General features: G+C 62.6%; 21 protein-coding genes. 10 read left to right on the forward strand and 11 right to left on the reverse strand.

The window, feature by feature from the left end; genetic code table 11:
* The first annotated feature begins 145 nt into the window (after nucleotides 1-145).
* Nucleotides 146-1933, forward strand: a complete 1788-nt coding sequence (locus XI06_RS00955; RefSeq protein WP_237872463.1) for a peptide ABC transporter substrate-binding protein — start codon at nucleotides 146-148, stop codon at nucleotides 1931-1933.
* On the opposite strand, the gene XI06_RS00960 is transcribed toward XI06_RS00955, so the two are convergent.
* Complete coding sequence (locus tag XI06_RS00960) at nucleotides 1896-2873, reverse strand: AraC family transcriptional regulator (protein WP_237862787.1); 978 nt, start codon at nucleotides 2871-2873, stop codon at nucleotides 1896-1898. The genes XI06_RS00955 and XI06_RS00960 overlap by 38 nt on opposite strands.
* Nucleotides 2874-2976: 103 nt before the next feature.
* Between XI06_RS00960 and XI06_RS00965 the strand changes: the two genes are divergently transcribed.
* The 8 genes from XI06_RS00965 (at nucleotide 2977) to XI06_RS01000 (ending at nucleotide 14629) form a co-directional block, all read left to right on the forward strand.
* A complete protein-coding gene (locus XI06_RS00965; protein WP_237862789.1) occupies nucleotides 2977-3315 on the forward strand; it encodes a carboxymuconolactone decarboxylase family protein in 339 nt (112 codons plus the stop codon).
* Nucleotides 3316-3453: 138 nt separating this feature from the next.
* Nucleotides 3454-4725, forward strand: a complete 1272-nt coding sequence (gene soxC, locus XI06_RS00970; RefSeq protein WP_237891065.1) for a sulfite dehydrogenase — start codon at nucleotides 3454-3456, stop codon at nucleotides 4723-4725.
* Nucleotides 4712-5260 carry a c-type cytochrome gene (locus tag XI06_RS00975; protein WP_237891063.1) on the forward strand — a complete coding sequence of 183 codons (549 nt, stop codon included), beginning with the start codon at nucleotides 4712-4714 and terminating at the stop codon, nucleotides 5258-5260. Before soxC ends, XI06_RS00975 begins: the two co-directional genes overlap by 14 nt.
* Before the next feature lie 79 nt (nucleotides 5261-5339).
* Nucleotides 5340-5741: a DUF302 domain-containing protein gene (locus XI06_RS00980; protein WP_249803555.1), complete on the forward strand. Its 402-nt coding sequence runs from the start codon at nucleotides 5340-5342 to the stop codon at nucleotides 5739-5741.
* 15 nt (nucleotides 5742-5756) lie between these two features.
* Complete coding sequence (locus XI06_RS00985; RefSeq protein ID WP_271604415.1) at nucleotides 5757-6080, forward strand: hypothetical protein; 324 nt, start codon at nucleotides 5757-5759, stop codon at nucleotides 6078-6080.
* A 170-nt stretch (nucleotides 6081-6250) separates the two neighbouring features.
* Nucleotides 6251-7138, forward strand: coding sequence for a carbohydrate ABC transporter permease (locus XI06_RS00990; protein WP_271604558.1), 888 nt, complete (start codon nucleotides 6251-6253; stop codon nucleotides 7136-7138).
* The gene (locus XI06_RS00995) at nucleotides 7135-7932 is read left to right on the forward strand and encodes a carbohydrate ABC transporter permease (protein WP_271604416.1); all 798 of its coding nucleotides are present in this window, start codon (nucleotides 7135-7137) and stop codon (nucleotides 7930-7932) included. Before XI06_RS00990 ends, XI06_RS00995 begins: the two co-directional genes overlap by 4 nt.
* A gap of 460 nt (nucleotides 7933-8392) precedes the next feature.
* Nucleotides 8393-14629: an AAA family ATPase gene (locus XI06_RS01000; protein WP_271604417.1), complete on the forward strand. Its 6237-nt coding sequence runs from the start codon at nucleotides 8393-8395 to the stop codon at nucleotides 14627-14629.
* Between the two features lie 54 nt (nucleotides 14630-14683).
* On the opposite strand, the gene arfA is transcribed toward XI06_RS01000, so the two are convergent.
* The 6 genes from arfA to XI06_RS01030 all read right to left on the reverse strand — a co-directional run bounded on the left by arfA (nucleotide 14684) and on the right by XI06_RS01030 (nucleotide 21956).
* A complete protein-coding gene (arfA, locus tag XI06_RS01005) occupies nucleotides 14684-16228 on the reverse strand; it encodes an arabinosylfuranosidase ArfA (protein WP_237872479.1) in 1545 nt (514 codons plus the stop codon).
* Complete coding sequence (locus XI06_RS01010; RefSeq protein WP_271604418.1) at nucleotides 16225-17094, reverse strand: ABC transporter ATP-binding protein; 870 nt, start codon at nucleotides 17092-17094, stop codon at nucleotides 16225-16227. Before XI06_RS01010 ends, arfA begins: the two co-directional genes overlap by 4 nt.
* Nucleotides 17091-18122 carry an ABC transporter ATP-binding protein gene (locus XI06_RS01015; protein WP_271604559.1) on the reverse strand — a complete coding sequence of 344 codons (1032 nt, stop codon included), beginning with the start codon at nucleotides 18120-18122 and terminating at the stop codon, nucleotides 17091-17093. Before XI06_RS01015 ends, XI06_RS01010 begins: the two co-directional genes overlap by 4 nt.
* Nucleotides 18122-18985 carry an ABC transporter permease gene (locus tag XI06_RS01020; protein WP_237862801.1) on the reverse strand — a complete coding sequence of 288 codons (864 nt, stop codon included), beginning with the start codon at nucleotides 18983-18985 and terminating at the stop codon, nucleotides 18122-18124. Before XI06_RS01020 ends, XI06_RS01015 begins: the two co-directional genes overlap by 1 nt.
* Nucleotides 18985-19989 carry an ABC transporter permease gene (locus tag XI06_RS01025; RefSeq protein WP_271604419.1) on the reverse strand — a complete coding sequence of 335 codons (1005 nt, stop codon included), beginning with the start codon at nucleotides 19987-19989 and terminating at the stop codon, nucleotides 18985-18987. Before XI06_RS01025 ends, XI06_RS01020 begins: the two co-directional genes overlap by 1 nt.
* A 65-nt stretch (nucleotides 19990-20054) precedes the next feature.
* Nucleotides 20055-21956 carry an ABC transporter substrate-binding protein gene (locus XI06_RS01030; RefSeq protein WP_271604420.1) on the reverse strand — a complete coding sequence of 634 codons (1902 nt, stop codon included), beginning with the start codon at nucleotides 21954-21956 and terminating at the stop codon, nucleotides 20055-20057.
* Nucleotides 21957-22307: 351 nt separating this feature from the next.
* Between XI06_RS01030 and XI06_RS01035 the strand changes: the two genes are divergently transcribed.
* Nucleotides 22308-22946 (forward strand): DUF2306 domain-containing protein, encoded by a 639-nt coding sequence (locus XI06_RS01035; RefSeq protein ID WP_237872483.1) that lies wholly within the window; start codon nucleotides 22308-22310, stop codon nucleotides 22944-22946.
* Between the two features lie 133 nt (nucleotides 22947-23079).
* On the opposite strand, the gene XI06_RS01040 is transcribed toward XI06_RS01035, so the two are convergent.
* From XI06_RS01040 to XI06_RS01055, 4 genes are all read right to left on the reverse strand, one after another.
* Complete coding sequence (locus XI06_RS01040; RefSeq protein WP_237872485.1) at nucleotides 23080-23337, reverse strand: hypothetical protein; 258 nt, start codon at nucleotides 23335-23337, stop codon at nucleotides 23080-23082.
* Nucleotides 23338-23730: 393 nt separating this feature from the next.
* Complete coding sequence (locus XI06_RS01045) at nucleotides 23731-24288, reverse strand: HdeD family acid-resistance protein (protein WP_271604421.1); 558 nt, start codon at nucleotides 24286-24288, stop codon at nucleotides 23731-23733.
* Nucleotides 24289-24413: 125 nt separating this feature from the next.
* Nucleotides 24414-24893, reverse strand: a complete 480-nt coding sequence (locus tag XI06_RS01050) for a DUF992 domain-containing protein (RefSeq protein ID WP_237862807.1) — start codon at nucleotides 24891-24893, stop codon at nucleotides 24414-24416.
* The gene (locus XI06_RS01055) at nucleotides 24894-25487 is read right to left on the reverse strand and encodes a hypothetical protein (RefSeq protein ID WP_237862808.1); all 594 of its coding nucleotides are present in this window, start codon (nucleotides 25485-25487) and stop codon (nucleotides 24894-24896) included.
* Nucleotides 25488-25497: the final 10 nt, after the last annotated feature.

Here is a 25497-nt window from a genome sequence, read left to right on the forward strand (position 1 = left end):
CCTGCAGACACATGGCCCACTCGAATTCGCGCCTGCTATTTCGCCGCGGGCTATTCGCACTTTGTGGGCATTGCCGCCTCGCGCCCGATGCAACATGATGGGTCCGCCGGTGACGACTGTTCTTGTGGCAGGTGGAGGTCATCTGATGGACGAAAACGATATCCGCGGGCTCATTGCGGAAGTGAAGCAGGGCACGCTGTCTCGACGCTCGTTCATCCAGAGCTTGGCCACGGTCGGGATCACGGCGCCAATTGCGAGCCAGATCCTGCTCTGGAACGACGTGGCGATGGCTAACGCCACACTGGCCTACAAGCCGACGAAAGCCGGCGGCGGCGGTCCGCTCAGGATGCTGGTCTGGCAGGCCCCCACCTTGCTCAATCCGCATTTCGCGCTCGGCACCAAGGACCAGGTCGCCTCACGAATCTTCTTCGAGCCCCTCGCCGGCTGGGACAAGGAAGGCAATCTCATCCCCTGTCTTGCCGCCGAGACCCCGACCAAGGCGAATGGCGGCCTCTCTGCTGACGGCACCACCGTGATCTGGAAGCTGAAGCAGGGCGTGAGATGGCATGACGGCAAGCCCTTCACCGCCGACGACGTCGTCTTCACCTGGACCTATGCCGCCGATCTCGCGACGGCCGCCTACACCACGGGCTCTTACAAGGACATCCTTGTCGAGAAGATCGACGACCACACCGTCAAGGTCACCTTCAAGGCACCGACCCCGTTCTGGGCCGACCCCTTCGTCGGCGCGGTCGGCCAGATCCTGCCGAAACATCATTTCGGCGACTATGCCGGTGCGAAATCGCGCGACGCGCCGGGCAATCTGAAGCCGGTCGGCACCGGTCCCTACAAATTCGTCGAGTTCAAGCCAGGCGATTTGCTCAGGGCCGAACGCAATCCCGACTATCACGTCAAGAACCAGCCTTTTTTCGACACGTTCGAGATCAAGGGCGGCGGAGACGCGGTCTCCGCGGCGCGCGCCGTGCTGCAGACCGGCGAATACGACTACGCCTGGAATTTGCTGGTCGAGGACGAGATCCTCAAGCGCATGGAGACGGGTGGCAAAGGCAGGGTCGAGTACACGACCGCCGGCGGCATCGAGTTCATCATCCTCAACACCACGGACCCCTGGACCGAGGTCGACGGCGAACGATCCAACGCCAGGACGAAACACCCGACGCTGTCCGATCCGGCCGTGCGCCGGGCCCTCAACCTGCTGATCGATCGCGAGGGAATCCAGAAATTCATCTACGGCCGCGCCGCGATCGCCACGGCGAGCTTTGTCAACCAGCCCCCGCAATTCAAATCAGGCAAGCTGAAATACGAGTTCAACATCGACAAGGCGAACAAGATTCTCGATGAGGCCGGCTGGAAGATGGGCGCCGACGGCATCCGCGCGAAGGATGGCAAGCAGCTGAAATACGTCTTCCAGACCTCGATCAACGCACCGCGCCAGAAGACGCAAGCCATCATCAAGCAGGCTTGCCAGAAGGCCGGGATAGAGATCGAGCTCAAATCGGTCACCGCGTCGGTGTTCTTCTCATCGGACGCCGGCAATCCCGACACCTACACGAAATTCTATTGCGACATGGAGATGTACAATGCGACGCAACCGCAGCCCGATCCGGAGCGATTCCTGAACCAATGTGTCTCTTGGGAGATCGCCAACAAGGACAACAAATGGCTCGGCCGCAACGTCTCGCGCTGGTCCGATCTGGACGCTGACAAGGCCTACAAGGCCGCGCAGAACGAGCTCGACCCGGTCAAGCGCGCCGCGCTGCTGATCAAGGTCGACGAGATCTTCTGCGAGGCCAACATCTTCCTGCCGTTGCTCTCGCGCTACATCGTCGGCGGCGCCGTCAATGGCCTGATGACAGATATCTCGGGATGGGACGTCACGACGTGGAATATTGCGAGCTGGTATCGGAGCTGACGGCACGCGGCTGCGAACCCGGCTCTCTCAAAGCGCCGGGTCGCATGCCGTATTTGCGCATGATGGCCTTGCTCAGGGCACTTTCGGATGCGTAACCGACTTCATGGGCGATCTTCGCGATCGGGTCTAATGTGCCGGCAAGGCGCTTGCGTGCGACCGCCAGTCTGAGATCGGACAAGAACGTCATCGGCGCCGCGGCTGCGCGCTTCTGAAAGGCGCGCACCAGCGTCGCACGCGAGGCGATGGCAACCTCAGCCATCTCGTCGAGCGTCCAGTCGCGGGCGAGATCGCCAAGGATCGCCAACACGACCCGGGCCGTGGTGCGGTCCTGCAAAAGCGAAAGCGTGCCGTTGCCTGAAGCCTGCCCGGTCAGGTGGTCACGAAGCATCATGACGAACAGCGCCCTCGCGAGATCGGCCGCGACCATCTCTGAGCCTGCCCGCCCCGCATCCAGTTCTTCGCGGATGTCGAGCAACAGTCGCCGAAACCTCTCCAGCAGCGGCTCCCCGGCCGTGCGCAAGATAATCTCGTCGGGAAGAGCCGCGATCAGCGGATTCTCATCCGAGGTTTCGAACAGGAACCGGCCGCAGAGCAGCTCGGTATCGACCGCAGCATCGACCGTGGCGCGCTGACGCACTCCATTGCGGATTTCGGTCGACACCCGCCCTACAGCGCCCTTCACCTCGCTCCGCACCAGATGACTGTCACCGTGAGGCAGCAGGAGAATGTCGCCGGCCTCCAGCCTTTGCGGACCCAAGCCCGGCCTCTCGACCACGCAGGAGCCACGCGTCACCATATGGAATTGCGCCCATCCCCTGCCGTTCGCCGCGTGGGGTGACGCCCAGCTGCCGCCGAACCGGCAGGAATCCTCGATCACCGGGCGGATCCTGAACAGCGGCACCATGGCATTCAACAGTTCGGCTGCTTCAGCCTCCGACATCAGCACTCCTTGATCCGCCCAGACATGAGCCCGAGCCGCCCGGCCATATCCGTGAGCGGCACGCGCCCGCACATTCGAGGCAACAACACCAATGGAGGTTAACATGGCAATGCTCGACTGGAACACCTATCGCCGGCAGCTTGTCGCCGGCGTCGGCGAGATCGGAAAGCTCTCGCCGGAAACGGTCAAAGGCTACGCGACGCTGAGCGGCGCCGGCGTCAAGACCGCCCATCTCGACGCTAAGACGCGCGAGCTGATCGCGCTCGCCGTCGCCATCAGCCTGCGCTGCGACGGCTGTATCACTGTCCATGCCGCCGAAGCCAAGAAGCACGGCGCGACCGAAAGCGAGTTGGCCGAAGCGCTTGGAACCGCCATCTCGGTCAACGCCGGCGCGGCTCTGGTCTATTCGACCCGCGCGCACGAGGCGTTCAAGGAAGCTTGAACAGCGCAAAATGAGGGAGCGCGCCAGGCTCACTCCTTCTAACACAACCTAACAAGCAATCTTCACAGCGTGCGGTAAACGTCGCGCAATGGACGCGATCGGAATTTCCAAAAAGCACGACGACCGATGGGAGATCGTATGACGTTCAAGACGCCAATCGAAATGTTGTCACGGCCTGCGAATATGTCGCGCCGCGGCTTCGTAGGAGGACTGTCGGCTGGCATTTTGGGCGTGGCCGCGACCGAGGCGGCCGATGCCGAATCGCTGGCGGATGTCCCCGATCGCGGGCCCGGAGCCGAGCTCGGCACACACAGCGAACGATCCCACTTCGTCAAGATTGATCGCATCCCGGAGGCCTCGCCAGGCAAGCGCAATATCGATCCCAGCGACGCCATCAATTCCAAGACGCCGCATCAGAAGCTGGTCGGCAACATCACGCCGACCGATCTGCATTACGAACGCAGCCATTCCGGCGTGCCCGATATCGATCCCGCACAGCACCGGCTGCTGATCCACGGCATGGTGCAAAAGCCGCTGGTGTTCAGCGTCGACGATCTCAAGCGGATGCCGTCGATCTCGCGTGTTGTCTTCATCGAATGCACCGGAAACGGCTGGGAAAACTGGAAGAAGGCCGACCCTGAGCTGACGGTGCAGAGCACGCATGGCCTCGTCAGCACCAATGAATGGACCGGCGTACCGCTCAAATTCCTGATCGACCTCGTCGCCAAGGACAAGGGCTCGACCTGGATGCTGGCCGAGGGCGGCGACGGCGCCGGCGTCGACCGCAGCATTCCTCTCACCGACGAGATCGTGAACGAGGCCTTCGTCGCCTACGGCCAGAACGGCGAGCCGCTGCGGCCCGCGCACGGTTTTCCGATGCGGCTGGTGATGCCGGGCTTCGAGGGCAACCTCAACATCAAATGGCTGCGCCGGCTCAAATTCGGCAACGCGCCATGGATGACGCGCTGGGAGACGGCGCGCTACACGCAGTTGCTCGCCGACGGCAAGGCACGGCAATTCCAGCTGCGGATGGACACCAACTCCGTCATCACCCAGCCCTCGGGCATGATGCAGATCCAACCAGGATACGTCAGGATCTCCGGCCTTGCCTGGAGCGGCCATGGTAAGATCGCAAAGGTCGAGATCTCGACCGACGGTGCCAAGACCTGGAAGCAGGCGCAGTTGAGCCTGCCGGTGCTTCCCAAGGCGCAGGTTCGCTTCCAGATGGATTGGGTGTGGGACGGCAAGCCGACCACGATCGTCAGCCGCTCCACCGACGACCAAGGCAATGTCCAGCCGGACCGGAAATCCTTCATCGCCGCGATGGGGACGAATGCGCTGTTTCACTACAATGCCCAGCAGAGCTGGAGCATCGACGAGGCCGGGAGGGTCCGCAATGTCCTCGCATAGCAAGGTGCTTCACGCCGGCCTCCTCACCGCAGGCCTTCTCGCGGCGCCCGCGCTGGCCTTCGATTTCGGTCGTCCGGCAACGCCTGACGAGATCAAGCTGTGGGACATCGACGTCGGTCCCGATGGCAAGGGCCTGCCTGCTGGCAGCGGCACCGCAACGCAAGGTAAACAGATTTTTGCCGACAATTGCGCGGCCTGTCATGGCGAGAACGGCCAGGGCGGCATCAAGGATCGTCTTGTCGGCGGACAGGGCACGCTCGCCTCCAACATGCCGGTCAAGACCGTCGGCAGCTTCTGGCCCTATGCGACGACGCTGTTCGATTACATCCATCGCGCCATGCCGTATCCGACGCCGGGCTCGCTCAGCACCGATGAGACCTACGCCGTCACCGCCTACATTCTGAGCTTGAACGGCATCGTTCCGGCAGACGGCAAGGTCGACAAGGACTCCTTGCCGAAAATCAGGATGCCCAATCGCGACGGTTTCGTTCCGGATCCGGAATTCGACCCGGCGAAGCTGTTTCACAAGAAGTGAGCGCGTGAGCGTGAAGCTGTCGACATTGATAGGTATCGTCGCGCTGATTGCAGCGACATGTTTATGGGAGACGCAAGCCATGGCCGCGGACGGACTCATCTCCATCAAGAGCAATTTTGGACCTGAAGACACGATGAAGCGGCTCGAGGCCGAGGTGAAGGCCAGGGGCCTCACCGTGTTCGCTCACATCGATCACGCCGCGGGTGCGGCCGCCGTCGACCTGACGCTGCGACCGACCGATCTGCTCATCTTCGGCAATGCCAAGGTCGGCACGCCCTTGATGCAACAAGCGCAGACTGCCGGCATCGACTTGCCGCTTAAGGCCCTGGTCTGGCAGGACGAACAGGGCGCGACCTGGCTGTCCTACAACGATCCGGCCTTTCTCGCACAACGTCACGGCGCCGGCGAGCCGGCCACGCCCGTCGTCGCGGCGCTGACCGGCGCGTTGCATGCGATCGCGACCAAGGCCACTGCGCCATAGTGTGAGGAGGAATCCATGACCAGCACCGACCATCGACCGGCCGTCGCGCCGTCGGGCTCTGAAGGCGGCAAATTTGCCAGATGGGCCGTCATTGCAGTGATGTGCGCACTACTCCTTGCAGCCTGCATTCTCGGCTATCTCGGCTGGACCAGCACGGATACCAGGGTTCCGGAAGCAGGTTATGTCGCATTGGCGCTCGGCGCCGTGTTCTCGCTCATCGTCGGCGCCGGCCTGATGGCGTTGGTGTTCTACAGCAGCCGCCAGGGCTATGACGAGCCGGTAGTGCTGATCTCGGAGCCAGAGAGCGATCCGGAAAACAGACGCGACGCTCAGCGCTGACGAGGCGCCTCGACACATGATTGCGGCGCGGAACTGGGCTGCGCTGCAGCCTCTTGGATTTTCGCCAGATCACAGGCTAGGTCAGGCTCGATCCGGAATGCTGGGAAGGCCTCGGTGTCAATCGAGGCTTTTTTTTCGTGACCGGGCGTGTCCCACTGCAATCGTTCGACATGAAGCTATACGACAACAGAGCCTGGTTCCTGGTGCTTCCTGCGCTGGTCATCGTGACCTTCGTCGGAATCGTGCCTCTGATTGCCGTCACCAATTACTCCTTCCAGGACCTGTTCAGCCTGAACAATCCGTATTGGGTCGGCGTCGACTGGTACCGGAACATCGTAACCTCGGAACGATTCTACGCAAGCCTCGGACGCAGCTTCCTGTTCTCGGCGATCGTGCTGTCGATTCAGCTTCCACTCGGCATCTGGATCGCGCTGCTGCTGCAGCGTTCCAACCAGTTCATCGTCAGCACCGTCCTCGTTCTGATCACCGTGCCGCTGGTGGTGCCCTGGAACATGATCCCGGTGATCTGGCTCAACTTCATCAATCCCAATGCGGGTCTCGCCGGCAAAATGCTGGCGTGGCTGGGCGTCGGCTTCGATTACAAGTTCAACGCCTTGCACACCTGGATCGTGCTCGTCGTGATGGACACATGGCACTGGCTGGGGCTGGTCGTCGTGCTCGCCTATGCCGGCATCTCCAGCATTCCGCCCGCCTACTACCAGGCCGCCGCCATCGACGCCGCCTCGCAATGGCAGGTGTTTCGCTTCATTCAGCTTCCGAAGATGAAGACCGTGCTGTCGATGGCCGTGCTGCTTCGCTTCATGGACAGCTTCATGATCTATATCGAGGCGTTCCGCATCAATGCAGGCGGCCCTGACAGCGCCACCGCATTTCTCAGTCTCGACCTCGGCGAGGAGATCCTGTCCTTCAACTACGGACCATCAGCGGCCCGCTCGATCGTCTACTTCCTGATCGTGCTGACGGTCGCATGGACCTTCAAGGCGGCGACGAGCGCGCCAGCGCCCGCGGTGCCGCCGACCCAGGAGCTCACCACGTGAGGGCGCCGTCGTCGTGGGGGCGGATCGCCCTGTTTGCCGTGATCGGCGCCTTCATTCTTGTGCCGCTGGCGCAGACGATCATCACCAGCTTCGTCTCGACGCTGCCGAGAGCCGGGATCGCGGAGGGGCATTTCAGCCTCGTCAACTACCAGAACATCCTGCATTCGGCCGCTCTGAAGGACTCGATCGTCAACTCCATCATCTATGTCGTGCTGAATGTCGCGCTGTGTCTCGGCGTCGGACTGCCGGCCGCCTATGCGTTCGCGCGCTACGGCTTCGCCGGCGATCGCCAGCTGTTCTTCCTGCTGCTGGTGTTCCGGATCACGCCGACCGTCGTGCTGTCGCTGCCGATCTTCGTCCTGTTCGCTCAGATTGGCCTTGCAAATACACCGGTCGGCATCGCGCTGGTCCATTGCGTCTTCAACATACCGATCTCGATCTGGATCCTGGAAGGCTTTATCTCGGCGGTGCCGCGCGAGTTCGACGAGACGGCGTTTCTGGATGGCCATTCGCTGCCAAGCTTCTTCTTTCGCCATCTCATTCCGGCGATTGCGCCCGGCATCGGCGTCGCCGCGTTCTTTTGCTTCGTCTTCTCCTGGGTGGAGGTGGTGCTGGCCCGCATCCTGACCACGACCGGCGGCAAGCCGATCACCATGGCCATCAACGGCCTGTTCGGTTTTCGAACCGATTTCGGGCTCGTTATGGCCATGACGGTGCTCGCTGTCCTGCCGGGAATCGCGATGATCTATTTTGTGCGCAATCACCTTGCGAAGGGTTTTGTGATCCGGACTTGACGTCGTGGACTTGTTCGTGGGGGCTTGGTCAGCACCAACATCTAACCAATTGAAAAAGCTGAATTCTCTCGCCGGCTCATCACGGACGCTTTTATTCTCCCTTAGGTTGCGAGATCGCCCGCAGGAGACCTCTGTTGCATGCCGGTGTGCTCGAATGCGCATCGCTTTGCGTCGTCGGGTCGGCCGTCCGTTGACGAGATTGAGGCAAATGATACGATTTAACGGTGCCCGGCCTTGTCGATCGAACCGGGCGCTGGAATGAAGGCGTGAGGGGCCAGCCCTGTCGTGCCAGACGTCGCATGTGCGTTCTGCCCGTCATGCGTCCCGCACGCGGAAAAAGAAACGGTAACGGCGCGTATCGGGGCGGCCTATTGGAGGGTGAGGCAAAGTACCGGGGGAGCCCCGCTTCGGCTCGGACTTGAGCTCGCGCTTGGGCTCGGCGGCGGCATGGTCTACCGACATGAACCTTTCATCGTTTATGGGTACCGGCTGGGCCCACGGTCCGCAGGTTCTTTGCGACGAAGAAGGGATTCTGCTGTGCCGCACCTCCCGCGAACGCATTGACGGTGAACGGCAGGTTGTGCTGGCCGTCGTTCCCGCCGCCGAGCATCCAAGCCCGCAAAGCCTCGACCGGCTGGCTCACGAATTTGCACTGAAGGACGAACTGGACAGTGCCTGGGCGGCGAAGCCGCTCGAGCTGCTGCAGGATCACGGCCGCACCATTCTCGTCCTCGAGGATTCCGGCGGCGAGCCACTGACCTGGCTGACCGACGCCCCCATGGAGACGGGCAGTTTCCTGCGCCTCGCGGTCCAGATCGCCGCCGCGCTCGGCAAGGTCCATCAACAGGGACTGGTGCACAAGGATATCAAACCGGCAAATATCCTGGTGAGCCGCAGCAACGGCAGCGTGCACCTCACCGGCTTCGGCTTCGCAACCCGCCGCCCACGCGAACGGCTGTCCGCAGCCGCGCAAGAGCAGATCGCCGGTACGTTCGCCTACATGTCCCCCGAGCAGACCGGGCGGATGAATCGCTCGATCGACTCCCGAAGCGATCTCTACTCGCTCGGCATCACGCTCTATCAGATGGTCACCGGCTCGTTGCCATTCGTCGCTGGTGATCCGATGGAATGGGTGCATTGTCACGTTGCAAGAGAGCCGGAAGCCCCGGCCAAGCGATGCGGCGACGTCCCCCGTGCGGTGTCCAGGCTGATCATGAAACTGCTCTCCAAGATGGCCGAGGAGCGCTACCAGACCGCAGGCGGCGCCGAGAGGGACCTGCAACGTTGCCTTTCCGAATGGGAGCTTAGGCATCGCATCGAAGACTTCCCGCTGGGCGAGCACGACACGCCCGATCGGCTCCTCGTTCCCGAGAAGCTGTACGGACGAACGGCCGAGCGCGAGATGCTGTTCGCCTCGTTCGAGCGCATCGTCAGAAGCGGCGCGCCCGAGCTTGCGCTGGTCTCCGGATATTCCGGCATCGGCAAATCCTCCGTCGTCAACGAGCTGCACAAGGTGCTGGTGCCTTCGCACGGCTTGTTTGCGTCAGGCAAATTCGACCAGCACAAACGCGACATCCCCTACGCCACGCTTGCCAAGGCATTCCAGGGCCTCGTCCGACCCCTTCTCGGCAAACGCGAAGCCGAGCTAAGCGAGTGGCGCCAAGCCCTGCAAGACGCGCTAGGTCCAAACGGACAGCTCGTCGTGGATCTGGTCCCGGAGCTGAAAGCCGTCGTCGGTGAACAGCCGCCTGTCCCGGAGCTGTCGCTCCAGCACGCGCAAAGCCGCTTTCACCGCGTACTCGAGCAGTTCATCGGCGTGTTTGCGCGGGCCGAACATCCCCTGGTGCTGTTCCTCGATGATTTGCAATGGCTCGATATGGCGACGTTCGAGCTGCTCGAGGACATCCTGACCCGGTCAGAGCTGAAGCACCTGATGCTGATCGGCGCTTACCGCGACAACGAGGTGGATTCCGCTCATCCGGTCATGCGCATGCGCGAGGCGATCAAGGCGCGCGGTCGACAGGTGGTGGAGATCACGCTCGCGCCTCTCGGCCGCAGGCATCTCGGCCAGTTGCTTGCCGATACGCTACGTTGCGAGCCCAGACAAGCAGCGCCATTGATCCAGCTCGTGCACGAGAAGACCGCAGGCAATCCGTTTTTCGCCATCCAGTTCATGTTCTCGCTGGTCGACGAAGGCCTGCTTGCCTTCGACCATGATGCGATCAGCTGGTCCTGGGATCTCGAGCGCATTCACGCCAAGCGATACACCGACAATGTCGTCGACCTCATGCTGGGGAAGCTCACCCGGTTGCCCCTGCCGACACGCACGGCTCTGCAGCAGATGGCCTGCCTCGGAAATGTCGCCGAGGTGCCAGTGCTTTCGGTCGTGCTCGGCACCTCCGAAGATCAGGTCAACGAAGATCTGTGGCCCGCCGTTCGCCAGGAATTCGTAGAGCCGCAAGCTGGCACCTACCGCTTCGTCCACGACCGGTTTCAGGAGGCAGCCTATGCGCTGATTCCGGAGCAGGAACGGGCTGCGGCGCATCTGCGCATCGGCCGCTTGTTCGCAGCGAGAGCCGCGCCTGATACCGTCGAGGACGACGTCTTCGAGATCGTCAGCCAGCTCAACCGCGGCACGGCCTTGATTACCGCACCCGACGAGCGCGTCAGGCTGGCGGAGCGCAATCTGCTGGCTGGTCGCCGCGCCAAGGCCGCGACGGCCTTCACCATGGCGCACGCTCACTTCGCGGCTGGCGAGGCCATGCTACCCCGGGATCGCTGGGAGCAACATTACACGCTCAGTTTCGCGCTGGCCCTCCAGCGCGCCGAATGCGAATTCCTCGCAGGCGACCACGCGGCTGCGAACTTGCGTCTCGTAGAACTGGCTGAGCGGGCCGCCACCCTGCCCGATCTCGCGGCAGTCACCCGGCTGCGGATGGAGCCAAGCGATCGCGACGTCGAGACCGCGCTCGACTATCTGCGACGCGTCGGTATCGACTGGTCCGCGCACCCAACGCCGGATGAAGTCCAGCGAGAATATCAGCGGATGTGGCAGGCGATCGGTGACCGTCCGATCGAGGCCCTGCTCGATCTGCCGCAGATGGCCGATCCGGTCGCGCGCGGAACCATGGATGTCCTTACGGTGCTGGTTTCGCCAGCCTGGTACATCGACGAGGGCCTGCGTCGCCTGATCATCGGACGCATGGCCAATCTCAGCCTGCAATACGGCAACTCCGACGCGTCGTGCCTCGCCTATATCGTGCTCGGCACAGTGCTCGGCCCCGACTTCGACGACTACGCTGCCGGCTATCGTTTTGCCAGGCTCGGCCTCGATCTGGTCGAGACGCGCGGACTGGACCGGTTCAAGGCCCGCGTCTATCTCGGCTTCGGCAGCTGGACGCGAGATGTGAGGACAGGCCGCCCGTGGCTGAAGCGCGCCTTTGACGCCGCGCAGCAAGTCGGCGACGTGAACTATGCGAGCTTCACCCGTCATCACTTCCTGACGCACCTTCTCGCCTGCGGCGACCCCCTTGCCGAAGTGCAACAGGAGGCCGAAGCGGGGCTCGATTTCGCACGCCGGGCGCGTGTCGACCTTGCGGCGGATCGAATTATTGGGCAGTTGCAACTCATCCGGTCGCTGCGCGGCCTCACCACGAAATTCGGCAGCTTCGACGATGCCGCCTTCAACGAGGCGCAGTTCGAACGTCGTCTCGAGACGGAGCCGTACCTAGAGCAGGCCGGATTCTGGTACTGGACCCGCAAGCTGCAGGCACGTGTGCTTGCCAACGATCCCGCCGCCATCGCCGCCGCAGCAAAGGCCGACAAGCTCTTGTGGACATCGAAAGCACTGTTCGATCGGATTGACTTCCACTTCTATGCGGCCTTGGCCGAAGGCGCGTGTTGCGAGGTCGCCGCCCCGGGCGATCGAGCCCGGCATCTCGACGCACTGATCCGCCACCACCGCGAGCTTCAGCAATTGGCCGAGATCAGCCCGGAAGACTTCACCGACCGCGCCGCTCTCATCTCGGCTGAAATGGCGCGCATCGAAGGTCGCGAGCTCGATGCGATGCGATTCTACGATCGGGCGATCGCCGCGGCGCACGCAAACGGCTTTCCTCAGAATGAGGCCATCGCAAATGAGCTCGCCGGGCGCTTCTATACGACGCGCGGCTTCGACAAGATCGCCAATGCTTATCTGCGCGACGCCCACTACGGATTCATTCGCTGGGGAGCCGAGCCGAAGGTCAGGCAGCTCGAACACCTCTATCCTCGGCTCCACGTCGCCGAAGATACCGGCTCCGGAAGCCGGCTGACCATTCAGCATATGGACGTCACCACCGTGGTGAAGGCGTCTCAGGCCGTCTCAAGTGAAATCGAGCTGCCGAAGCTGATCGAGACGCTGATGAAGATCGTGCTGCAAAACGCCGGCGCCGATCGCGGCCTGCTGATCTTGTCGCGGCACGACGGCTTCCGCATCGAGGCGGAGGGCCAATCCAGGGGCGACGAGTTCACGGTCGCGATGCGTCAAACCTCGCTCTCGACACCGGATTGTCCGGAGGCCCTGTTGCGCTACGTCATTCGCGCGCAAAAGCCTCTCATCGTCGACGACGCGACGCGGCCCGATCCGCTCTACGGTGACGACTATGTGCGTCGCCGACATCCAAGATCAATGCTTTGCCTGCCACTGCTGAAACAAGCCAAGCTCATCGGCTTGCTGTATCTGGAAAATACGCTGACGACGCACGCCTTCACGCCGGATCGTGTGGCGGTGCTGGACCTGCTCGCGGCCCAAGCGGCGATTTCGCTGGAGAACACGCTGCTCTACCGCGACCTTCAGGAGCGCGAGGCACGCATCCGCCGGCTCGTCGATTCCAACATTATCGGCATCCTGTTCTGGGACGGCAGCGGCGACATCAGCTACGCCAACGATGCCTTCCTGAGCATGACCGGATATTCCAGGCAGGACCTGGTCTCGAACGCCATCCGCTGGAACGATATGACCCCGGCGGAATATCGCGACGAAGACGCGCAGCGGGTCGAGCAGCTCAGGACATCGGGGCAGACCGCCTCGCGGGAAAAGGAGTTCATCAGGAAAGACGGCAGCCGCGTGCCTATTCTCATCGGGTCCGCCTCGCTGGCCGGGTCGTCCGATCAATGCGTCTCGTTCGTGCTCGACCTCACCGCGCGAAAGCAGGCCGAGGAAAAATACCGCCTGCTGATGGAGCAGGCGCACGACGCGATCCTGGTTCTTGACCAAAGCGGCCGCGTGATTGAGGCTAACCGCACGGCTGGTGTGATGCTGGGGCGGGCTCGGGAGCAGATCATCGGCCTGCCGTTCCGATCCATCCTCGTTCCGGCTGACGCAGCCGAGGTTGCCAGCCTGCTGGCGCCGAATTCGACCGGCCTGCTGCAACTTCGCCTGCACGGCCCCGACGACAAGGGCCTCGATGTCGAAATGTCTGCCGCTCACGTCTCGACGGGCGGCCAGGAGCTGATCATCGTGATCGGACGCGACATCAGCCAGCGTCTGCGCCTCGAGCAGCAGCTGCGCCAGGCGCAGAAGATGGACGCGGTCGGCCAGCTCACTGGTGGTGTCGCCCATGACTTCAACAACATCCTGACTGTTATCACCGGAACCATCCAGATCCTGATTGACGGGCTTGCGGATCAGCCTGACCTCGTCGCCATTGCACATATGATCGACGACGCCGCCACCCGCGGCGCCGATCTGACGATGCAGCTCCTCGCATTCGCGCGAAGGCAGCCACTGCAACCCCGCAACGTCGACGTCAACAATCTCATTGTCGATACCGCAAAGCTGCTACGGCCAACGCTGGGCGAGCACATCGAGGTCGGCTCCACGCTGCAAACGGATTGCTGGCAGGCGTTGATCGACCCGGGCCAGCTCTCGACCGCCCTGATCAACCTCGCCGTCAACGCCCGCGATGCAATGATAGGCGGAGGCAAGATCTCCTTCGGCAGCGCTAATGCCAGCTTTGGCCCGGACAATTCGGGCCCCGACGACACTATCGGCGACTTTGTCCTCGTCACGGTGAGTGATACCGGCACGGGCATTCCCAAGGCTATCCGGGACAAGATCTTCGAGCCCTTCTTCACGACCAAGGAGCTTGGCAAGGGAACGGGCCTCGGCTTGAGCATGGTGTATGGCTTCATCAAGCAGTCCGGCGGACATATTAGAATCGACACCGAAGAAAGGCTGGGAACGACCTTCAGCCTGTACCTGCCCCGCTCGACGCAGGCCGCAGCCTCCGCGAGCGTGATGACGAAAGGCGAGCTGCAACGCGGCAGTGAAACCATCCTTCTGGTCGAGGACGACGAGCTGGTCCGCAACTACGTCGAAGCGCAGCTGAAGAGCTTCGGCTATCGCACGATCGCGGCCGCTAACGGCCCGGAGGCCCTCGCGCTCGTCGACCAAGGCACGGCCTTCGATCTGCTTTTCACCGATGTCGTCATGCCCGGCGGGATGAACGGCCGCGAACTTGCCGATGCCGTACTCCAGCGGCGCCCTGACGTGCCCGTGCTCTATATGTCGGGCTATCCGGAAGCCGCCATGATGCATGACGGTCGACTCGACCCGGATATCACCCTGCTGAGCAAGCCGTACCGGCCCGCAGATCTGGCGCATGCCATTCGCCAGGTCCTCGACTCGCGAGGACGTCCCGGCCCTACACGTTGAATACCACAGCGATCGACAACTCCTCCGCTCGCACCTACCCAAGCTTTGCCATCCTCAGCTCGCGGACAGATGAATCACATTCCACGACGCCGGCTTGAGCGTCGTCTGCAATCGTCCACCATCGAACGACACATCCTGCAGCGGCGCCGGCTTGACCTTAGTCGGCGCGGTCTTGGTATTCGTTGCCTTGAGATCATCATGCCGGAGCTCGAGCCGCTCGCTCACCGTCAGCCTGCCGAAGCTTCTCGCCTCGACGCTCACCTCCATCTCCTGCCTCAGATCCCGATTGAGCAGAAACAGCGACAGGCCGCCATCCTCTGCCGCCACGGCCGCGATCTTCAGATAGGGCACGTTAGGCACGGGAAAAAATTGCTCCTGGGTGCCACGGGGATCGTAGTAGTGGGAATCGTAGGTTTCGGACTCCGCCTGCGCGCGCAAGACCTTGCCGCGGCCGAAGCGGGTCATGTGCGCGAACGGAAAGAAGGTGGTCTGGCGCCACGCGCCGCCGCCCGTCTCGGTCATGATCGGTGCGATGACGTTGACGAGTTGCGCGAGGCAGGCGACCCTGACCCGATCGGCATGATTGAGCAGGGAGATGCAGGCGCCACCGAAGGCGAGCGCGTCCTCCATCGTGTAGATTTCCTCGAGGATCGGCGGCGCCACCGGCCAGCCTTCCTTGACCCGGTCGGCGCGATTGCGCCGCGTTCGGTACCAGACGTTCCATTCATCGAAGCTCAGCATCAGGCGCTTGCTGGAACGCCGCTTGGCGGCAACCGCGTCGGCGATCGCAACGACCTCGTCGATGAAGCTGTCCATCAGGTCGGGGCTGGCGAGAAAGGACGCCGTGTCCTGCTTGTAATTGTTGAGATAGGTATGAAGGGAAATGTAGTCGACGTGATCGAAGGTATGCTCGAGGACCGTGTCCTCCCACTGGCCGAAGGTCGGCATGTTGCGGCCCGACGAACCGCACGCCGCGAGCTCGATGGTGGGATCTATCCAGCGCATCATCTTGGCGGCTTCGCGGGCGAGTGCGCCGTAGTCGGCTGCGCTCTTGTGCTCCATCTGCCAGGGCCCGTCGACCTCGTTGCCGAGGCACCACAGCTTGATGTCGTGCGGCTTGTCCCAGCCGTGGGTGCGGCGCAGCTCCGACCAGGCCGTGCCGCCCGGATGATTGCAATATTCGACCAGATTGCGCGCAGCATCGCCGCCGCGGGTGCCGAGATTGACAGCCATCATCGGCGCGACGTCGGCGGCCCTGCACCAGTCCATAAATTCATTGGTGCCAAAACTGTTCGGCTCGGTGCTGAACCAGGCGAGGTCAAGACGGGCCGGCCTCGTCTCCAGCGGGCCAACGCCATCCTCCCAATTGTAGCCCGAGACGAAATTACCGCCGGGATATCGGATGAGCGTCGGGCCAAGCTCCTTCACCAGCGCGAGCACATCCTTGCGAAAGCCGCTTTCGTCCGCGGTCGGGTGGCCGGGCTCGTAGAGGCCGCCATAGACGCATCGACCGAGATGTTCGACGAACGCACCAAACAAGCGAGGGTCGGTGTGACCGATGGCGAAGTCGCGGTCGATCAGAACTCTGGCTTTTCTCATGCTCTCCTCTCAGGTGCTCCGGGGCTGAGACCGTTCATGTTGGGCGTGACGATCGCCGGGGCGCTGGCGACCTCAGGCAATAGCACGGCTTCGCGCAACTGGCGCGTATAGGGATGCCGGGGCGCCTTCAGCACCGTTCGCGCATCACCGCTTTCGACGACGCTGCCCTTCTGCATGATCATGATACGATCGCTGATGTAGTAGGCGGTCGCCAGATCGTGCGTGACATAGATGATCGATATCCCCAGCTCATCCCGCAACGTCTTGAACAGATTGACGATGGACATGCGCAAGGACGCATCGATCATGGAGACCGGCTCGTCCGCCACGATCAATTTCGGCTCGGCCAGCAGCGCACGGGCGATCGCGACCCGCTGAAGCTGTCCGCCGGACAGCTCGTGCGGGTACCGGCCACCCACCTCCTTGAGCGACAAGCCCACCTTGTGCAACGCCGCATCGACGGCCACCGCAGCCGTGCTCTCACCTGCCGCGCCAGCAAATCGAAGTCGCGTCATAAGCAGATACCGCTCAACCCGCTTCAGCGGATTGAAGGATTCAAACGGATTCTGAAAGATCGGCTGCACCTTGTGCATGAATGCCAACCGAGCAGCACTGCCGCCCATCGCCGCAAGATCAGTGCCGTCGAGCACCAGTCTGCCGCTGGTCGGTGTCTCCATGTTGAGGATCATTCGGGCAAGCGTCGTCTTGCCGCTACCGGATTCGCCGATGATCGCCAGGATCTCCGGCTGCCCGGCCGCAAGCTGCATGCTCACCTTGTTCACCGCAACGATCTTCTCCCGCGATAGCAGCCTTCCGCGGGCGAAAGTCTTGCTGACCTCCATGACATCGAGCAGCAGGTCATTCATGCGCCGTCGCCCCCGTTGACGGCGAAGCACGCCACGCGATGCCCGGAGCTCGCTTCACGCATGACAGGAACCTCACGCCAGCAAATCTCGCTTGCGAGCGGACATCGCGGATGGAAGCGGCAGCCCGACGGGGGATCGGCCAGATTTGGCGGAGCGCCGGCAAGCCCCGCGCGTGGCGCGTCCTCGCCGATGCGCGGAAGGCTGGAGATGAGGTTCTTGGTGTAAGGATGCAGCGGGTTCCGGAAGATCTCCGCGGTCGCGGCCTCCTCCACGAGGCGTCCGGCATACATGATGGCGAGACGGTCGGTGATATGCGCATGTACGCCCATGTCATGCGTGACGAACAGAACCGACGAGCCGGTCTCGCGCTGAATGCCGCGGATCATGCCGAGCACCTCCTTCTGCACCACCACGTCGAGCGCGGTGGTCGGCTCGTCGGCAATGATAAATCCGGGACGGCAAATCGTCGCGAGCGCAAGCGCGGCGCGTTGCCGCATCCCGCCCGAGAGCTCGTGTGGAAAGGCTGTTAGCACTGACGGATCGAGTTTGACGCGAGCCAAATGGGCGACCACCAGTTGCTCGAACTGCTTTAGGCTGCCGCCGATATGCGGATAGGCGAAATCGACGAACGAGGATCTGACACGACGCACCGGGTTCAGAACGTTCATTGAACCCTGCATGATGTAGGACAGGTGCCGCCAGCGAATCCGCTCCAATTCCGCCCGCGCTGCACGGTGCAATCCGCCATAGCCTGAGAGAAACGCAAACTCCATGCTGCCGCCCACGATCTCGAGCGGGGGCTTGATCGCACCGGCAATGCTCTTGATCAGCGTGGTCTTGCCCGAGCTCGATTCCCCGGCCAGACCATAGATCTCGCCGCGGCGCACGGTGAAGCTGACACCATCAACCGCCCGGATGCCGCGCCTGACGCCGGCATGGCTGGTCCGATAATAGGCTTGCAGATCGCGAACGACGAGAAGCGGCTGAGCCTCTTGATCCCCGTGCGGCTGCTCGACGCTCGCGTGCATCACGACGCCTCTCCCGTGCTCCAGAGGCGGCTTCTCGGATCGATATGGGCGTTCACCGAGACCGCGAGCAGGAACAGCCCGATGAACGCCATGATCACCGCGATGGTCGGAAAGGCGATCCACCACCAGATGCCCGCAACCATCGCCGTGTGCTGGTTGGCCCAATAGATCATGCCGCCGATCGTCGGGGTGTTGATGTCGGTGAAGCCGAGCACGGCAAGCGTCACCTCGAGCCCGATCGACCACACCATGTTGTTCATGGTGGTGGAGAACAGGATCGGCACGACATAGGGCAGATGCTCCTCAGTCAGGATCTGCCGCGTGGTCATTCCGGAGAACAGGCTGGTCTGGGTGAACTCACGCTGCCGCAAGCTCATCACCACCGAACGGATCAGCCGCGCATCGTAAGCCCAGCCGAAACAGGCCATGATCAGCGCCAGCATCAGCCAGGAGATGCGGTCCCGCATCACGAAATAGAACAGCACCAGGATCGGCAGCAGCGGGATGACGATGAAGGTATCGTTGACGGACATCAGCGCGCGATCGACCCAGCCGCCCTTGTAGCCACTGACGAGCCCGACCGCGAGCGCCACCAGGCGGCTGACCAGGGCCACCGTCCCGCCAAACAGCAGCGTATTCCGGATGGCGAAGCTCACCTGCCAGAATACGTCCTGGCCGCGCGACGTGGTGCCGAACCAGTATGTCAGCGACGGTGGTAAATCGGGCGGCACCACGTAGACGCTGTCAGGCGGATATGGCGAAAAGCTCGCCATCATGGACAGCAGCAGGACGACGGCAACCAGCGCGAGCCCGATCCGGAATTCGGTCCTGTAGCGCAGGAGCTCGCGGATAAAGGCGACCATCAGCTGACCTTCACCCGGGGATCAAGCAGGGGGTACAAGAGATCGATCGCGAGCACGCCAACGGATACACTGAGAATCGAGATGGTGGTGACGCCGAGGACCAGGCCGTAATCACCGGCATAGACGGCATCGACCAGGAGCGAGCCAAGACCTGGATAACCGAACACCTTTTCGGTGATCACGGCCCCGTTGAAGATTCCACCGAGCGACATTGCGAGGCCCGTCACCTGCGGCACGAGCGCATTGCGCATCACATAGGATGTCAGGATGCGCCAGGAGTTCACACCGGCAAGCTCGGCATAGACGACGTAGTCCTCGGCGAGGACATTGGAGACCAGCGAACGCATGCCGAGGAACCAGCTCCCCACGCCGATCAGGATCAGCGAGAGCGCCGGCAGGACGGCGTGTTGCAGCACGCTAAAGACGAATTCGGGTGTCAGGGTCTGCGGCAGATTCATCGTCGCCCCACCGCTGATCGGGAGCACCGGCCAGATGAAGCCGAACAGGATCAGCAGCAGCATGGCCAGGATGTAATAGGGGATCGGATGAAGGCCCATGGCGATCACCCCCATCAGCTTCAGCCCGCGGCTCTGCCGGTAATAGCCGGCAAGCCCCCCCAACAGATTTCCAAGCACCCAGGCGATGAGGGTCGAAACCGTGAGCAGGCACGCCGTCCAGGGCAGCGCACGTCCAATCAAAGTGCCGACGGGGGTCGGAAATGCCGACAGCGACGGGCCGAAATCGGCGCTCAGGATTCGCTTCCAGAACGTCAGATATTGTTGAACGGGCGTGCCGCCGAGACCATAGAGCTCGCGCAAGGACTTGCGCATCTGCTCGATCGCATCAGGCGCCGTGTTGCCAAAGGAGGTCACCGCCGAGATCGATTGCTCGACCGGATCGATCGGCGATGCATGCGTGACGACATAGGCGATGTTGATGCCGATGAAAACAACGAGCAGGAACTGCGCGAGCCGGCGGCCGACATAGTCGGCGTATCCGCTCATGGCAGCACCTGCGATGCTCGACAAGGTCGCCACGGCAGATGCGGGCGCTGCGGAATCATCGCGTCCTAGCTTGCCGGCTTCAGCCGGACGAACATGTAGCGCGAATTGCCCCAGTTCGGCACGGGATTGGTGTAGGGATTCTCCGAGGTCGGGAAACCGGTCCAGTAGGTCTGGTCCATCGCGGTGAACACGTTGTAGGCCATCAGCGGAATGGTCGGCATCTCCTTCACCGCGAGCTTGATGTAGTCCTTGCCGAGCTCGATCGACTTGGGATCGTCGAAACCAACGGTACGGATTTCCTCGATGATCTTGTCGAGTGCTGGACTGGACCAGCGCTGCCAGTTGCGCAGCGGTTGCGGCTTGCCCGGCTCGGCGACGAATTGCGAATGCCAGCTGTCGAGGAAGTAGGACAGGTCCGGGTGGCCGCCCAAGGTCTCGACGCTCCAGCCGATGAAAGTGTCGAAATCACCGGCGGCCCGCCGCGTCGGCAGCGTGCCTTGCGCGACGTCGATCTTGGCGTCGATGCCCGCCTGCTTCCACAGCTGCACGATCATCGTTCCGGCCCGCGTCATCACCGGACGCAAATCGCCCTCGACCATGACGCGGACACTGAAGGGCTTTCCATCAGGCGTGATCCAGGCGCCGCCGCGCTTGCTGAAGCCGGCCTTCTCCAGAAGCTCCTGCGCCGCGACCGGATCCGTCCTCCACCAGCCCCGGCCGAACGCCTTGGCGATCTCTGCCGGATCGGTCGGGATCTGCTCGCCCATGGACGGCCGCAGCATGTCGGCAATCTGCTTGCCGATGGTCGGATCGTACGGCTTGATCTTGCGTTTTCCGGTATCGATCTCGAAATTCTTGAGCCAGTCTTCCATCGGCGCGTGATAGGTGGCCGGATGAGTTCCTGTCGGCGGCACGCCGATCGCCGATATGGTGGCAGCGCCGCGATAGGCCGCCATCGCCACGGCCTTGATGTCGATCAACAGCGCCAGCGCCCACCGCACATCAGGATTTTTGAAGTTCTCATTCTGGGTGTTGAAGATCACCGCGGGAAGCGTCGGATCGGGATGGCCATAGGGGAATCCCTTGAACCAGGCCCGCGTCGTCTTGCTCTGCTTGGCGAGGGCAAACATGCCCTCAGGCGCCATATCGTGGATCACGTCGAGCTCGTGGTTGAGTTGAGCGATCACCCGCTTGTCGGGCGGCCCGGGATCGACATAAGCGAGATATCTCGGACCCGGTTTGCCGAAGCGCGCCAGCGTGGTGCGCTGCCAGTCGTCGCGGAGCTGCCAGATGTACCATTTGCCGTCGGGATCATAGCTGTGCAGCACATAGGCGCCGAGCGAGACCGGCTTGTTGAAATCGAATTTGACGGGATCCTCGACCTTGTCGAAGATGTGCTTGGGCAGGATCCACACCGCGCCCCAGCGCACCGTGAAATTGGTGTGGAAGCGCGAGTTGGGTTTTTTGAGCTTGAACACGACGGTGTGCGCATCCGGCGCCTCGATGGAGGCGACGTTGCTCGTCAGCACCGCACTGAAGCGCATGGCCGGATGCTTGATCTGGGTCATCACGGTTGCGACGACGTCGTCGGCCGAAAACTCGACGCCGTCGCTCCAAAAGATGCCGCTGCGCAGCTTGACCGTCATTTCAGTGAAGTCGGCGTTGTATTGCGGCTTGTCGGCGGCCAGCGAGTTGTCCCAGACGCCGTCGAGACCGCTCTCGGGATCGATGTACCAGAGCGTATCAAGCGCAACCTGCTGCAGCCCATTGGACTGCGCGCTGGCGTTGATCACCCAGATGTTGAACCAGCCGGCATTCTTGACGGTGCCTTCCGGGTTCTCGAGGATCAGCAGTTCCTTCCTCGGAATGTTTTGCGGAATACCCTGCGCATGACCAGGTTCCACTGATGCGAACAGCAGCGATCCCAGCACACAAGCGGCCAGCAGCAATGCACTGATACAGCGCATGATGTCCTCGCGGCAAATTTCGTCCCGACGCCTTTTGCTTTGTCGGGATGCTAGAGGCGCCGGAGTCGCGCGACAACAGGAATCTTGTATGGGGGCGAACCTGCGCCGACGGCGTCTAGCCCAAATCGAACGCTTTTCGTCCCGCTGACAACGCCATTCGTCCCAGCACGCGTTCCTTCATCCCTGCTCCGGAGCCGGCGCCCCCCCAATCCTTGTCCGCCCGAACGGTTCGATCACAGTCGGGCTTCCCTCTCCGGGAGAGACCGGCGGTAGGACCAACGGTTTGACCAGCAGCAGCGGCAGGGTGCGAGACAGATGCAGGCAGGATACATCCCCCGAATTGGGCAGGGCATGATGGCCGTGCTCGCCACGCTCGTCGCGGTGCACGCCTTGCGATACTACGCCACGTTGGAAAACGTCTGGCTCGGCGTCGATCCTGATATCAAGGCCGTCATGTTGCGGGCGCCCCTGCAAGCGCTAACGCATATGCTGATAGCTCCTGCCGCCTTGCTGCTGGGACCGCTCCAATTCCTGCCGGGGCTCCGCGCCCGCCATCCGGCGCTGCATCGCTGGTCCGGCCGAGCTTACGTTCTGGCATGCGTCGTGGCCGGAGCAGGCGCATTGGCGACGTCACCATTTGCCTCGGGGGGATGGGTGGCTGGTCTCGGCTTCGGCATCCTCGCGGTCGTGTGGATCGGCACGACCGTGGCCGCCTGGATTTCAGCCGTGCGAGGAAGGCTCGAATGGCATCGCCTGTTCGTGCGCTTCAGCTACGCGATGACTTTTGGAGCCGTTGTCCTTCGCCTGCAGATTCCGATCGGTTACGCGTTGGGGTACGCCAGCTATGCCAGCATGTCTCCGGTCCTGGCGTTTACCTCGTGGGTACCCAACGTCTTGATCGTCGCTCTGTATTCCATCTTGGATGCACGGCGGGCTCGATCGCTATCCCGACCAGTGCCTGGACCCGCAGCATCGCCGACGGCCGGCTGAGCTGCTCGATCGTAGCGACAATCCCTTTCTGGCCCGACATCGGCGGATCGAGGAGGCTGCATCCCCTCCTCGATAACGTGATTCCGCTTCGCGAAGGCGCGGTCGACAACTCAGGTCCTTAACCCGCGCCTCGTTACTCCCGCGGTGTCCGATCGCTGCGTGCGGGCTCGTCGTAACCCTTGCGGCGGCTATAGAACATCAGTGCGGTCAGGCCGACGCCGATCACAAGCATCAGGATGGCAGCCACTCCGAGGATGACATTGCGGTAAAGCGGCATTGGTGACGTGGCTTGCCACACCGACGCGCAGTACCAGGTTGCCAGAACAAGAAGAGCTGCCAGAGCCGCAGAAAGGAGCCAATGCTTCGTGTTGCGCACAATTGCCTCCGTCATGGTGGCTCAGGATCCGCACAAACTCCGTGACATATCTGCCGCCGGGATCTGAGACCTTCGCGACAGCGTTCCTATCGCCACCGCCATCCGCAATGACGACGACCGCGGTGCCACCAGCAAACCCAGCGACGCTGGCGCCGGCGCGGCGGCGGGGGGCCCCAGCCGGGACCAGGTCCCCAGCCTGGACCCCAACCAGGACCGGGTCCCCACTGCGCCTGCGTCAGGGGGTCCGACTGCGTGGCGGCCTTGGCAAGGTCGGGAGCCATCGGCATCGCTTCTGCTGCCTCGATGAAACGAACCCCGATCGCGCCGATCGCTGCGGCGGCAACGGCGTTCCGGGCAAAGCCAAGGAAAGCTCGACGGTTGGGAGTGTCCATCATCTTTCTCCTCTTGTTACGCAGTCCTTCGCACAGCGTGAAGCGCGTAGAGCAGCCAGGCGAAGCCGTGCGAGATCAGATCGACGCCCAGCAGGAAGCCGAGCGCCCAAGCGCTGATGGTGGGAAAGCCAAACAGGATGAGCAGCCCGGCAAGGAGTGCGAAGAGACCGGAGACCAGCATCATCCAGCCGTTCTGCCGCCAATAGGCGAAACTCAGCACGCATCTGATGACGCCCGATGCGAACAGCGCGGCGCCGAGAAAATAGGTCAGGATCAGGGCGCCGGAAGCGGGCTCCGTCAGAAGCACAAGTCCGAAGGCGACATAGAGCGTGCCGAGCAGAGTCTGCCACAGGAACCCGCCCCACCCCCTGGTCCAGAAGGCATGGGCGATCTCGAACGCGCCCGCTGCAATTGCCGTCAACCCGATCAGCTTGACGCTGATGACAGTCGCGAACGCCACATCGCCGAGCGCCGCGACACCAGCACCGATCATCACGATGCCGAGGAGGACGCAGACCCACAGTGGAGGAGGACCCAGCGCTTCGATGCCGGACCGGCTGTCGTAGACCGTCATGCCATCCTCCTGATGCGCGCGATCATCTCCCTGGCATGGTAACTTCGAACTCGTACCCTCGACATCCGACGAAACCCTGAGCAAGGAAGCGGGAAATCCAACCAACGTCGCTCGCAGTCGCTCTGCTATCGCGTGCCGCGTGGACCCAACGTCAGATTGGTGACGCCGGCCGCGAGATTGATCCCGATCGACCGCTCGATCGACAGCGGTTGCAGCATGATGCTTCGGCGCGAACCGCCAATCAGAACGTTGGCTCCGAGGCCGGGTCCAAGGGCGATGGCGCCGCTCGCTCCCACGTAGTTCCCGCGCAGGGTGGCGGGGCCGATCCGGGAATTCCTGGCGAGGACGGCCCACGACAAGGTGCCTGCGGAGGTCACGCCAAGGTCGAGACCGATGCGCCTTATGCGTCCCTCATAGATATACTGCCGCTGTGACCTTCTCGCGTAGAACACGCAGCGCAGCGATTGCGCCGATCCCAGGACCAGCCCCACGCGCGGCTCGCTGAAGCACAACAGTCGGCCGACCCGGAATGCGTCGGCGCGGGCGGGCAAGACGGTGCACAACAAGACGAACGTGCCGATGAAGAAGAGCCGCATTGTTCGCATTCAAGCCTCCCTTTGGTTGTTGATGGCCCTTGTCGCTGGCGGTCTGTCCTGGCGAAGCCAGAACGTAATGCCGAGGCCGATCAGCAGCACGGCACCCAGCAGGAAGAAGAAGACGGACTGCTTCAGCCAGGATATCGCCGGGACGGCCACGCCCATCGCAAGGCCGAGGAAGGAGATTTGCAGCGACAGAAGGCTGACGCCCGCGAGGAACGTGCCGAGGGCGAGCAACGTCAGCAGGACGAGGCCCGTTGCGGGCGTCGGAAGCAACTGCTGCACGCCCGCCACCAGCATGATGTTCATGGTGACCAGGACGGCAACCCAATGCAGCGCCTGGGTCCAGATCAATCGGAGCTGGGCCTCCTTGCTCTCGGTCTCCGGCCATTTGGTGACGACGCAGACCACGCCGATGGACAGCGCCAGGAATTCCCAGTAGCCGACAAGAGGCTGGTGGGACACGTTGGTATAGGCGACGCCCGCGATGGCGAGCACCAGCGCCACGACATAGGGCAATTGCTGCCACAGGAAGTGAGCCATCCCCGAACGCGATGCGGGGCTCTCCATGCCATCGTTACGTTCGACATCGACGTCGCTCATGATCATCCAC

Origin of the sequence: Bradyrhizobium sp. CCBAU 11434 (genome assembly GCF_028128895.1) — a bacterium.
GTDB lineage: Bacteria > Pseudomonadota > Alphaproteobacteria > Rhizobiales > Xanthobacteraceae > Bradyrhizobium > Bradyrhizobium zhengyangense.